This is a genomic window from Corallincola luteus, from assembly GCF_004336975.1.
Taxonomy (GTDB): Bacteria; Pseudomonadota; Gammaproteobacteria; order Enterobacterales; family Neiellaceae; genus Corallincola; species Corallincola holothuriorum.
Map to the genome: position 1 here is coordinate 312,481 of NZ_SJXE01000002.1, position 12,197 is coordinate 324,677.

Sequence of the window (12,197 nt, forward strand, 5' to 3'; positions counted from 1 at the left end):
AAAAGTGGGATGTTTGGGAAATATTAGATGAAGAAAGATTTTTTAGATTTTTTTGCTGGGATAGGACTGGTAGAGATAGGGTTGCAAAACGGAGGCTGGGAGCATACCGCTTCTTTCGACCGTAGCTTACTGAAGTTCAGGCAGCATCAAAATCATTTTGGTAATGATTCTAATTACGTAGTTGCAGATGTATTTGATGTTAATGGGGCGCATTTACCTTCAGTATTTCTCGCACATGCTTCGTTCCCATGTACAGACGTATCCTCAGCTGGCTCTCGGGAAGGAAGTCAAGAAGGAAAAGAGTCTTCAGCAATCGACAGCTTTCTGAGGATTCTGTTTGAGATGGGCGAAAACAAGCCGGCCATGATAATGCTTGAGAATGTAAAAGGATTGATTACAAGCAATAATGGCAAAGATCTCAGGTTCTTAGTGCAGCGTTTAAATGATATTGGTTATTTAGTGGATATCTTTTTGATAGATGCTAAGCACTTTGTTCCTCAAAGTAGAGAACGAGTATTCTTAATAGGACATAGCACCGATTATGGCGTTGTTACTCAAACTACAGGAATTGAAAAAGAGGTTCCGCATCCAGCTAGGCCTAAACAACTAATAGACTTTATTGCCAAAAATAGTGATCTCGAATGGTTCTTGGGAGATCTCCCTCTGCTACCCATCAATAACGGTGTCTTTAGTGAGATGCTGAACCTTGATGAAAAGTGGTGGGATAAAGAGCGAACTGAGTATTTGTTCAGCCAAATGTTCGAAAGGCATAAGGAGTGGATAAATTCTCGTGTTAATGCAGAAAACTACGAATACGCTACGGCTTTTCGTAGGATGCGAGCAAGGGATGGTAAGAAACAGTCAACTGCAGAATTGAGAACGGATGGAATTGCAGGTTGCTTGAGGACCGCTAAGGGAGGAAGCGCAAAGCAAATAGTCGTGAGGGCTGGTCAAGGGCAGTTTGACGCTAGATTGCTTTCGCCACTTGAATGCGCGCGTTTAATGGGAGCTGGGTCGTTTAACTTTGCCTCTAAGACTTCTGTGAGCGATGCCTTGTTTTGTCTTGGTGATGCGGTATGTACCAAGGTTATTGAGTGGATAGATGAGAATTATTTGACGCCTTTTTATTCTATTTACAGGACCAGAGAGAAAAAGGTGGCGTTGCCACAGGAGAAGAAAAAGAAAGTGTTGACCGAGCCAATGCAATCTACAGCATATCAAATGGAGCACTTAATTAACGAATGGAATGATGCACACATTAAAAAAGTTTCAGGTTTACCTGAAAAGGGACGCACCTATTCAGCCTTGGTTGTTCTTTACAATTTGGAGGATGGATACTGGTCCTTCGAACAGTTGAAGGATGCTAAGACTACAGACAAGGGAGTCTTTTTTAGTGATCGTTCAGTCCGGCTCCATACTGCACATAGGGTGAAGCTCGCTCTAGCTCAGAAAGGAAAATCTTATTTGGCATCTGATGGCGAGCAGGGAAGAACAAGTACAGCCACGAAGAGAGCTGGTCTTGAATTTATGCGCTTAGCTTATGAGGTATACAGCATAGTCTCAAAAGATCAGAGTGTTGGAGATAACGCGACAGAATACACCCTTGGGCTGTTGTATCGATATGTTATTGGTGTACTTGAAAAGCATCACCAACTTGGAGGCATCGATGTCACTTTTGATAGCTCTAAGACCCTATCAGCATTTGTATCTAAACTACTCGAGGCAAAAGTAACTAGCCCAGGTGCTGTAGCTCAACACCTTGTTGGCGCAAAGCTGGAGCTTCGTTATAAGGATAGGGAAGACGTCAAAATTAAACACCACGGAGTGACTACCGCAGACATTCAAACTGGCAGACTAGGAGATTTTGAAGTTGGCCAGACCGTATTTCATGTAACTAAAACCCCAACAGCTGACCATAGAAAGAAAGCGCTTGAAAATGCAAATAGTGGTAGGAAGGTCTATCTGCTTGTGCCGAGCGGGGTCGTTGATTCACAGACGGCTCAAGCCAAACATGAAGGACTGTGTTCCGATTTTTCCAAGAAAGTGGAAGTGTTTTCTCTTGAGCAGTTCATTGCTCAAAACATCGATGAAATAGCTGTGTTTGAGCGAGTAGAGGCGATAACAAAACTTCGTCAGCTTCTCGAGGTATACAACCTGCTTATTGAACAGAATGAGAACGACATGTCTCTACGAATTCAGATACCTGACATGGCATAGTGCTTATCCTAAAGAGGGGGGGAGTAATAAGTTCCCTCCCTCTTTTAAGTGATATAGCTACATTATCGGCAGCAAGTAAGATTACTTTTGCAATCTTTCATCAAGGGATATACTGAGCTCATCCAAGGAGGGGTCTACAAACTGACTAACTTCCCACTTGAAAATGAGTTCTTCTCTAGCACTTGCGAACTCATTCAGAAGTCCTTTCTGGTACAAGTCCAGAATTTCTCTGTTAAGGAAATGTAGTTCTAATTCTTCTTCAGGCAACGCAGAAACCGAGAAGTCATTATCTTTTGTCATAAACAAGAAACCAACTCGCCTATTTTCGTCAGAAAACTCTTTGGCCAGAGAAACAGAGCGGCCTTTCTTTTTGGCAATGTCTTGGCGATACTCCGAATCAACTCTACCATCTAGCCTAGCAGCCATTGCGTAAAGTAGAGCTTTAGCTCTCGAAGATCTGTAATTAACATCTTGGGGAATTGGAAGTAGTTTGACTGGCAATGAGGAGCTCCAGTTGTACACTCCCCAATCAACAAATCTGATCAAATCATTTAGGGCGTTCTCTGAAACTCGTCCTGTTAAGCCAAAAAGACCGTAGTATGATGTTAGGTGGTACCAGGCTTTTAGCTTTTTGTTTTCGATTGTAGCGTCATTCATAAACGCATACGTCAAGCCAAGCATTTGAAGCTTATATGGATAGGCGTTTGGAGCTTCGATAAACAGTTCCGCTTGACTGAAGTCAATCATTCGCTTGATGGCTTTGTAGACGATTTCTACTTGCTCTTTCCCTATTAAGCTGGCTAGTTCATCAGTTTGCTTAAAGTAAGGTCCTTTTCCTACAGCCAGCTTCATTGCCATTAGAATGAATTCGTCGTCGAGCCCGTCCTGCCAAAGAGGTGTTTCGCTTAAGTATTTCTCAGAATACACCTCGATTTGTTCAAGGAGTTCAAATTTATCTGAGTAACTCAAAGCGTTTAACATGTGCGTCTCAGACATGTCTTCACCTCGTGAGTTCACTCTTTCAAAGCTCTTAGTGGCTAGTTGTTGGTCATCAGAAGAGAGAGGAACAATCGGAAGCTTGTAGTTTTTGAATGCTGAAACTAACTCATCAATACTGTCAATCCAGCTTTCATTCTTTTCGCTGATGTTCCTTTGAAATCTCATCGTCTCCTTTGAATTGAAAACGAATCTCATTGGATAGTAATTTGGAGATAAGGGATCGATATCAAGTCTTTGTAGCTGGGAGGCTAGGACGAACTTGTCCTCAATAGTTGATGCTTCTAAATCACAGTATACTTCGTAGCTAGGAAGAGTGCTTTTCTTCTCTGTCACCACGCTTTCTCTGGGGTGAAAGACCATCGAATACAAGGTCGTTAGCCTTTGTAGGCCATCTAGTATGTAGGAATGATTGGGGCTGAACTCTTGCTTCGGTACCCGAAATGGTCCGATATTATCTCGGGACTTAATGTTGGGCAGACGAGTCTGCCATAGTAGAATCGCGCCAATTGGCAGCCCTTCATATATGCTACACAGAAGATCTCTTTGAGCTTTCCAATCCCATACATCTTTTCGCTGAAACCGCGGAACCTTGACTAGCCCTGATTCAATTTCAAGCATGATTTGTTCGAGATAAGATACTCTAGGCTCTTGTATAGCTTGAAACGTCATCTTATTTTCCTAGTGGTAAAATCGAGTTGTTTTAGAAATTTCCGTAGCTCCTCAATCATACCTTCACTTTCAAGGAGGCTATGCAGAGGTTCAAAATCTTCACATTTGGCATTAGGGCCATGATTAAACACTGAGTCCACTCTGACTCTAAACCCTCTTCTGAGTTGGCGAGGGATGTCTGTGAATAAGCCTGATTTTTTACAACTTTGGTTTCTCAGACCTTCTTTCGTGTGGAAGTGGCTCCGTTGGTCATCGCTGAGCTCACTAAAGCACTCTATTTGTTCTCTTAGTTCTTCATCATCAAGGCCAAACAAATGGTAGACTTCCGCTATGTTTTTTTTAGGTGATACGGGAAGATAGTTTTCAATTGCTCGCCTAGCTAAACAGTGGAAGTTTTTGAATCCGTGTTCCTTACAAAGATCTATTAGTGTTCTTGCAGGCTCAGAAGTCTGACCTGGACTAGGAGAGTCACCATCAAAGAGAAGCCAATACTTATGTTTGTTGGCCGGGTGCTGAACATACCTGTCTTTCATATGGTTAATTTGCTCATTGATACCTCCAGCTCCATCAAACTCCAAGGCTTTTTGAGATTCTAGCTCCAAAAGCCTAGCCCGCAGCTCTTTCTTACAGAATGAGAGCAGGAAATTTCTATCATTTCGTCCATTTTCCAAAGAAATGGTTGTTGGGAGCTGGAGTAAATAATCAACCTCACAAGCTTCCACTGTTGGCGAGTTAGAATCCCAATCGGAGCCTTGACCATTTGCCACAATGCTAAATGTACATGGTGACTTGCACCCAGCGTGCAGGGCAGCTGAGGCGCTCAATACATATGCACACCTCTCTTTGGTCGCCTTGTCCTTAGTACCTAGCCAAGACTGGAAGCTATCAGCGTGCTCTATGTGAACCGAAACTCGTTTTCTGTATGCCTCAATGAAAATTTGCGTTAATTCAGCGTCATATTGGCTGTCGAATAAATCTTGATGAAGGTTAAGACGCACTCTTTTCCCTCGCGTCGATCAAGCTTCTGGTCTGAGCAAAGATTTCACCGAATACGTTTTCTGGCCAGTTCTCGAGAATATAGCCATCATCATCGAACGACACTTTACTAATCAAACTACTAGAGCCATTTTTAGATACCCAGTTGCAAGAGAAGTCTTCATTCAATAGCTTCTTTTCAACAAGTGCTTTTTGAAGGGACAACAAAAAGCTCTCTGAGTGGGTTTCAATGATGAATCGAGCGTTTTTGTTTTTGTGCGCGCAATTGCATATGAACTCTGCTAGTGCGACAGTTGCATCGGGGTGAAGATGTAGTTCGGGTTGCTCTATTGTGACGATTGGAAAGTCACCCAGCTCGCCATTTGCAGCTTGTGCGCATAGCGTAATCACAGGTAGTACTTGTGCAATACCTTCCCCAGAGTCCAATACCGAAACACGCCGAGCACCTCCGTCTCCGGGCGTCATTTTTGAGCCAACAGTTTCTAGCCGAACCATTCTTTTCCCATTTCCCGCGCTTAATGAAGGGCCATCAACACTAATCACCCTTCCAGATATTTGTTCTAGCCAATCGTTAATGTCTTTGAATGATGGGGAGTCAATGCTTGCGAGATGCCAAATCAACTCAGCTGTTCCTGAACCATCTGGACTTATCTCCAAAGGTACCCCAATGCCTACAGAGAACTCGCGGGGCGGGAAAGCTCTGGTTGAGTTAAGGTGAAATACTGATTCTGAGAAAGAATCAAGGAGTTCATTAATTGGAGAAAAATCATACTTGTCGCTAACTAGCCGCATTCCATGGATAAATAACTCGTCTTCATCATTTCCTTTCAAAGCAAACGCGTTAGCTGAGCTGTCCTCGCCAAGAGAAGGCAGAAAATGGTGCTCCTTTCCATCGAGGGTAACAACTAGCTCCTCGACGATTTCAGGATCAATACCACCTTGTTTCAACTTGAAACTAAGTGAAGTGTCTCCCCACCCTAACGAAAAGCCTAGGCCGTGACCAACAATGTGTTCCAGCTCTCGATGAGAAGCCCCTCTCATCGAAGAGCTAGAATAGTCTAATACCGATTCGGTAAAGAAATTGGTGTGCTTCGCTTTAAAACTATCCGAAAGGAATTTAACAGCTCTTAAAATCGAGCTTTTACCAGAGTTGTTGTATCCAAAGAACAAAGAAACGGTGGATACACTAGCGTCTTGGCGTTCTCTAAAGGCTTTGAAGTTATCAAAACCAATGTTATCTAAAGCGTGCATTTTATCCTCAAGAATACTTAATTTAAGCTAGTACTATCAGGCAGTTGGGGGGAGCTACCTTGTGAGTCATCTTTTCTCAACTCTAACACATATGATTGTTTGTCACTTCATGATCGCTGCTAGCTTGATCTTAAACTAGCTATTGAACGCTTTGCAGCATAGAAGGAGTGCAATTGCACTCCTTCTGCTTAATTTAACGTTTCTTTATCGCGAAGCTCAATATTTTCTATTGTCCACTCATATATTTTATTTTCTACCCATATGACATTGCACTTACCGAGAGGCTCCGGCTGAGGAAATATATTCATCGGAGATGTACATGTAGATGGTCGAGCCTTTTAGTATCATGCATGGCGATCGGATCTTCACCTTGTTGGGCTTTCTGCCGTAGTAAAGCAGTATCAAGTAAGGCTTATCGCCTTGGGGGCATCAAATATAAGCTGCCACCATCGCTATAACGTCCAAGTTAATTAGCTCTTAGGGTTGACTCTATCGTCTTGGCCTTGAGCTTACTCATACGACACTCCGTAATTCATCTATTGCTTATTGTTGTTGAAGTGGCGTGGCTAGTAAACGTTTGTTCCACAAAAGAAAACTGTGGAGCAGGCTAAGTGACAGCCCTTTTTACTACCCAATTGGCTTTGGATTTAGCTGTTGCTTATTGGAAGGGTAAAAAACTACTCGATATTTTGAATTTGCTCGCGCATCTGTTCAACCAACACTTTTAGCTCTAGCGCTGACTGGATGACTTCCTGATTGATCGACTTGGAGGCGAGGGTGTTCGATTCGCGGTTAAACTCCTGCATCATAAAGTCGAGGTGACGGCCGATAGCACCGCCTTTTTCAGGATTTTGCGGGTTTCTGCCACATGAGCTTCGAGGCGGTTGAGTTCTTCGGCAACGTCTAAGCGTTGCGCCGTAAGGATCATCTCTTGTTCTAAACGGCCGTTGTCGAGTTCGACGTTGGCATCTTCCAGTTTGCTAGTTACCGCTTCAAATGCCGACTAATAGCATATTCACTGTAGTAGAGCGGCAACACAATGTTGTGCCGTTCTACTGGGGATGATCCCTGCGTTCCTGTCAGTTTTATTGTTTTATTTGGCGCGCATTTGTTGATGTAGGACTGTAGGGATTTAGCTCTGGTGCGTTTGCCGCTTTTCACCTCGATGGGGATGATGTTGCCTTGGTCATCCGCGACGATGAATTCGATTTCTGCGCGGGCATCGCCCCAAGAGAAAGTGGGGTCGATACCTTGTGCTGCAAACTCTTGCTGCACGAAGCTTTCCGCGACGAATCCCTTATATTCATAGCCCTGTTGTTTGATTTCTCTGTAGCTGACACCCAGCATATGGTTAAGCAGCCCAACATCAAACATGAATAATTTAACCATGTTTTGTTTTTGATATGCAGCGAGCGGGTTTCGTGGTGTGCCATCAATAGGGTAATTTTTTAGTACTAAGCGGCATTTATCCAGCCATGTGATGGCACTTTCTAGCTCACTGTAGCGTGATTTTCGTTGATGGATCCCTTTGAACTTAAACCGTTTCACCGATTCGTCAATGACGGAAGAGAGTTGCGATGGCACATTGCTAAATACGGCTTCGATCAAGCCTGCGTCTACTTTGCCGGAATATTTACCAAAGTCTCGTTGGTAACCGGAAACCAAATCGCTATGGAGGTTTGAAACGGCCTGCACTCGTTCAATAATGCTGTGCTCTTTCATATCAAACCAGATCCGCACCGCTTCAGGCATGCCGCCGGTAAAATAGTAGTCAGTGAGTTTGTCGAACAGTTTACTGTGGGCGGCGGCTGAGTTTGCTTGGCTTGCAAATGCTTTGCTAAGCGTTGTTTCACCAGAGGCGATTAGAAACTCGCGGAAGGTAAGTGGGCGCAGGTTGTGTTGCTCGACTTTGCCTACCGGGAAAGCATTCAGTAGCCCAATATTGGAGCCGCTGGCGGCCACATACATTTGTGGTGCTTTTTCGGCAAAGTATTTGAGCGCCGTGACGGCACGTGGGCATTCGCCGATTTCATCGAGGATCAGTAGGTCTGTGATGGGATTAAATTGTTCGCCAGTGAGTAACTCAAGGTTGACTATTACCTCTTCTGGCGTCAATGAACCAGCAAAGGCCTCGGCCATTTCGGGTGATTCAAGAAAGTCAACGCGTAGCACATGCTCGAAGCTATCTCCCAGCAGGGATTGCAGCAGGTAGGTTTTTCCTGTCTGGCGGGCACCATCAATCAGCAGGGGTTTACGCGCTGGTTTGGCTTTCCAGAGCAGTAGTTTTTCGAGCAATAATCTCTGCATCGTCTTCCCATGAGCATGTTTTACTCTACTTATTACACTTTAATGCGCATAAAAAAGCAACTTTACGCATTTTTATGCGCACTAAAGTGTTGGTTCTCTCTTTTTAATGCGCATAAAACCGAGTGGGATACATGTTGGGTATTGGCTGGCGCATGATGTTGCGCAAGCGTAGAGAGGGCATATTCGCTATTCATATTGGGTGTGAAAAGAAAAAAAACGCCGCTGGTATCAGCGACGTTTCAATTGTTGCGCGCGTTCCGTCGAGAAATAGTTTCAGCGCACTGGGCTGGCGTTTCTCACCTCTGCCGCCGTTTCCAGTGTGAGTGCGTGTTGCGCCAGTGATTGGCAATCACTTAACGAACGCTCACGCACCTGTGCTTTTATCGCTGGTAGGGTGGGGACGCTCACTGAAAGTTCATCAACGCCGAGGCCAATCAATAGGGGAACGGCTTGGGTGTCGGATGCTATCCCGCCGCACACGCCTACCCATTTACCGTGTTTATGAGCGCCGATTTGCCTTGGGTAATTTTCTCTGCCGTGCAGTTGGTCAATTCTGGGTCATTGAGCCGTTCTCGGTGCGCATCGAAGATAGCCGCTTGCTCGCTACTACCGTGGGAGATGACATCGGCTTTTAATGTTTGCAGCTGTTGCTTGGCTTTCTCTATCGCATCACTTAACTGCTGTTGTTCAGTTGTGACGTCAGTGCCTTGCTCTGCAAACTCAAAGGTTTCTTCTACCAGCTGAAAAACTTGGCCAATGGCTAAGCCTGGCGATGCGGCTACGCCACTGAGCGTATTCGGATCGTCGTTGGTTTGGCCTAAAAGTGGTTGTTCTTCTGGTAGAGGAGTTGCGTTAGTTGCTGCACAACTTTGTGCTTTGCCACACGCTTCGCCAAGGCCATTGCGGATAGCTTGGCTTAGTTGGATGATCGCCTCCTCGGCATCCGGCCCTGAAGCCTGCACGCGGATCTCGTCGCCGAGTCGACTTCCCAAACCAAGAAGAGAAACCAGCGAGCGTAGGCGGTTGTCAGCTATTTTAGGCAAAAAAATAGCCGGGTATGGCCCGGCTATTCATCTGCATGATTCGTTTTGGTGGATTATTCCACGGTGACAGCCTTGGCTAGGTTGCGTGGCTGGTCGACATCGGTGCCTTTGATCAGGGCGACGTGGTAGGACAGCAGTTGCAGCGGTACCGTATAGAGGATCGGCGCGACCAAGTCGTCACAGTGAGGAACATCCAGCACTTGCATGGTGTCGTCGCTGACAAATTGCGCATCTTTGTCTGCGAATACATACATCAGGCCACCACGGGCGCGTACTTCTTCTACATTTGAATGCAGTTTTTCCAGCAGCTCATTATTAGGCGCCACCACAATCACCGGCATCTCTGCGTCGATCAATGCCAATGGACCATGTTTGAGTTCACCCGCAGCATACGCTTCCGCATGAATATAGGAGATCTCTTTGAGTTTCAGCGCCCCTTCCATCGCGATGGGGTACTGATCACCACGGCCTAAGAACAATGCGTGTTGTTTATCTGCAAAGTCAGCGGCTAAGGCTTCAATGGCTTTAGAACCACGCAGCAGTTGTTCCACTTTGGCGGGAACGGCTTTCAGCTCACTGATCACTTCCGCTTCGCGCTCTGCCGTGATCTTGTTTTGCAAACGGCCGATGCCTAAGGTGAGTAGCAACAGCGCAACCAATTGCGTGGTGAACGCTTTAGAGGAAGCCACCCCAATTTCTACGCCGGCTTTGGTCATGAAGGCGAGGTCTGATTCACGTACCAAAGAAGAGCCCGGTACATTACACACGGCCAAGCTAGACATATAACCCATGTCTTTTGCTAGGCGCAATGCGGCGAGGGTGTCTGCGGTTTCACCTGATTGAGACAGGGTGACAAATAAGCTGTTGGGACGCACAACAGATTTGCGATAGCGAAACTCTGAAGCGATCTCAACATTACAGGTCACTCCGGCAATCGCTTCCAGCCAATAGCGGGCCACCATACCTGAGTTATAACTGGTGCCACAGGCGCAGATTTGTACATGTTCTACTTTGGAAAGCAGTGTCTCACTGCCTTCGCCGAAAGCGTCAATATTGACGCCACTCGTAGATACACGTTGATCCAGGGTTTGTTGCAATGCCACTGGCTGTTCGAAGATCTCTTTCTCCATAAAGTGGCGGAAATTGCCTTTACCACCGGCATCATGCTCTACGTCAGACTCGATCACTTCGCGTTGAACAGGTGTGCCATCAATGTCGAAAACTTCTACACCGCCACGGGTAAGCTCTGCGACATCCCCCTCTTCTAAATAGCTGAAGCGACGGGTAACAGGCAACAAAGCCAGCTGATCAGAGGCTAAGAACATTTCGCCGATACCGTAGCCGATAACCAGCGGGCTACCTGAGCGTGCAACAACTAAACGGTCAGGGTCATTTTTGTCCAATACTACTGTGCCGTAAGCACCTTCCAGCTGTGTGGCCGCTTTTTGCACTGCTTCGCGTAGGCTGCTGGCGGTTTTCAACTCGTGATGAACCAGGTGCACAATCACTTCGGTATCGGTTTGTGATGCGAAGCTATAGCCCTTGCCGCGAAGCATTTCACGCAGCTCATTGTGGTTCTCGATAATGCCGTTATGAACGACGGATAGGGTGCCGCTGGAGATATGTGGGTGGGCGTTAATTTCGCTTGGCTCGCCATGGGTTGCCCAACGGGTGTGCGCAATACCGATAGGGCCATTGGTCGCGGTGGCCGTGACAGCGTCGCTTAGCTCTTTCACTTTGCCCAAGCGGCGTACGCGTTGTAGTTCACCATTGGCATCTAGTACGGCGATGCCCGCTGAGTCATACCCGCGGTATTCTAGACGCTTCAGGCCTTCTACCAAGATTTCAGCTACGTTTCGTTGCGCTACGGCACCTACGATTCCACACATGTTCGATTCTCCAGAAAATTCATATTCGTTGTTAGGTTATCTATCCATCGTGGCACAAACGACGGTGACACCATGGCGTTCAATATCTGCTTTTATTTGTGGTGATATGTCGGCATCAGTAACCAAAGTATCGATATTGCTCCATGGCAACTCTAAATTTGGGATCCGTCTACCGATTTTGTCTGATTCGATTAACACCACTACTTCTCGTGCGACTTCAGCCATCTGCTGACTCAAACCGACTAACTCATTAAAGGTGGTTGTGCCGCGTTCCGGATCAATGCCATCCGCACCGATAAATAGCTGGTCAAAGTCGTAAGCCCTGAGTACTTGTTCAGCGACCTGGCCTTGAAATGCTTCTGAGTGCGGATCCCAGGTGCCGCCCGTCATTAACAGCGTGGGTTCGTTTTCCAGTTCAAGTAAGGCGTTGGCGACTTTTATTGAGTTCGTCATCACCACTAGGCCTTGTTTCGAATTCAGGGCGGGAATGAGCGCGCCTGTGGTACTGCCGCTATCAATGATGATCCGGTTGTGATCTCGTATACGCGCAGCTGCAGCCAAAGCGATAGGTTTCTTTTGTTTCGAAACTTTTTGATCGTCTGCTTCACTTGAATCACTGAGCAGGTCTTTCGGTAAAGGCACGGCGCCACCGTAGCGTCTCAGCAATATACCGCTCTTCTCCAATGCGCTCAGATCTTTTCTGATAGTGACTTCGGATGTATCAAACTCTTTGGAGAGTCGGTCAACACTGACTTCACCCTGCGCTTGCAGCTGGGCAACGATTTGGTGTCGGCGGTTTTGTGTATTGCGTTTAGACATAACACCT

The 12,197-nt window shown here is 46.1% G+C and carries 9 protein-coding genes and 2 pseudogenes; 1 reads left to right on the forward strand and 10 read right to left on the reverse strand.

The window, feature by feature from the left end; translation table 11 throughout:
• Positions 1–27 precede the first annotated feature (27 nt).
• The gene (locus EZV61_RS07835; protein WP_131414874.1) at positions 28–2,217 is read left to right on the forward strand and encodes a DUF4928 family protein; all 2,190 of its coding nucleotides are present in this window, start codon (positions 28–30) and stop codon (positions 2,215–2,217) included.
• 81 nt (positions 2,218–2,298) lie between these two features.
• Here EZV61_RS07835 and EZV61_RS07840 read toward each other — a convergent pair whose 3' ends face one another.
• The 10 genes and pseudogenes from EZV61_RS07840 to EZV61_RS07885 all read right to left on the reverse strand — a co-directional run bounded on the left by EZV61_RS07840 (position 2,299) and on the right by EZV61_RS07885 (position 12,190).
• On the reverse strand, positions 2,299–3,885 hold the full coding sequence (locus EZV61_RS07840; protein ID WP_131414875.1) for a DUF262 domain-containing protein: 1,587 nt from the start codon (positions 3,883–3,885) through the stop codon (positions 2,299–2,301).
• Positions 3,882–4,883, reverse strand: coding sequence for a hypothetical protein (locus tag EZV61_RS07845; protein WP_131414876.1), 1,002 nt, complete (start codon positions 4,881–4,883; stop codon positions 3,882–3,884). Before EZV61_RS07845 ends, EZV61_RS07840 begins: the two co-directional genes overlap by 4 nt.
• Positions 4,873–6,132 carry an AAA family ATPase gene (locus tag EZV61_RS07850; protein ID WP_131414877.1) on the reverse strand — a complete coding sequence of 420 codons (1,260 nt, stop codon included), beginning with the start codon at positions 6,130–6,132 and terminating at the stop codon, positions 4,873–4,875. Before EZV61_RS07850 ends, EZV61_RS07845 begins: the two co-directional genes overlap by 11 nt.
• A gap of 677 nt (positions 6,133–6,809) precedes the next feature.
• Positions 6,810–7,105 (reverse strand): annotated as a pseudogene (locus EZV61_RS07860) (endoribonuclease YicC domain-containing protein); the annotation flags it as partial.
• Positions 7,106–7,116: 11 nt separating this feature from the next.
• The gene (locus EZV61_RS07865; protein ID WP_131414878.1) at positions 7,117–8,439 is read right to left on the reverse strand and encodes an ATP-binding protein; all 1,323 of its coding nucleotides are present in this window, start codon (positions 8,437–8,439) and stop codon (positions 7,117–7,119) included.
• A 273-nt stretch (positions 8,440–8,712) separates the two neighbouring features.
• Complete coding sequence (locus EZV61_RS19650) at positions 8,713–8,847, reverse strand: hypothetical protein (RefSeq protein WP_276320495.1); 135 nt, start codon at positions 8,845–8,847, stop codon at positions 8,713–8,715.
• 12 nt (positions 8,848–8,859) lie between these two features.
• A pseudogene (locus EZV61_RS19700) lies at positions 8,860–8,919 on the reverse strand (hypothetical protein); the annotation flags it as partial.
• 2 nt (positions 8,920–8,921) lie between these two features.
• A complete protein-coding gene (locus tag EZV61_RS07875) occupies positions 8,922–9,482 on the reverse strand; it encodes an HPr family phosphocarrier protein (protein WP_131414880.1) in 561 nt (186 codons plus the stop codon).
• Between the two features lie 53 nt (positions 9,483–9,535).
• The gene (glmS, locus tag EZV61_RS07880) at positions 9,536–11,371 is read right to left on the reverse strand and encodes a glutamine--fructose-6-phosphate transaminase (isomerizing) (protein ID WP_131414881.1); all 1,836 of its coding nucleotides are present in this window, start codon (positions 11,369–11,371) and stop codon (positions 9,536–9,538) included.
• 36 nt (positions 11,372–11,407) lie between these two features.
• Positions 11,408–12,190, reverse strand: a complete 783-nt coding sequence (locus EZV61_RS07885) for a DeoR/GlpR family DNA-binding transcription regulator (RefSeq protein ID WP_131414882.1) — start codon at positions 12,188–12,190, stop codon at positions 11,408–11,410.
• Between the last annotated feature and the right edge of the window lie 7 nt (positions 12,191–12,197).

Coding starts and splice junctions, on each gene's coding strand:
- EZV61_RS07865 (WP_131414878.1), bottom strand. CDS start 8,439: ATGCAGAGATTATTGCTCGAAAAACTACTGCTCTGGAAAGCCAAACCA.
- EZV61_RS07850 (WP_131414877.1), bottom strand. CDS start 6,132: ATGCACGCTTTAGATAACATTGGTTTTGATAACTTCAAAGCCTTTAGA.
- glmS (WP_131414881.1), bottom strand. CDS start 11,371: ATGTGTGGAATCGTAGGTGCCGTAGCGCAACGAAACGTAGCTGAAATC.
- EZV61_RS07885 (WP_131414882.1), bottom strand. CDS start 12,190: ATGTCTAAACGCAATACACAAAACCGCCGACACCAAATCGTTGCCCAG.
- EZV61_RS07840 (WP_131414875.1), bottom strand. CDS start 3,885: ATGACGTTTCAAGCTATACAAGAGCCTAGAGTATCTTATCTCGAACAA.
- EZV61_RS07835 (WP_131414874.1), top strand. CDS start 28: ATGAAGAAAGATTTTTTAGATTTTTTTGCTGGGATAGGACTGGTAGAG.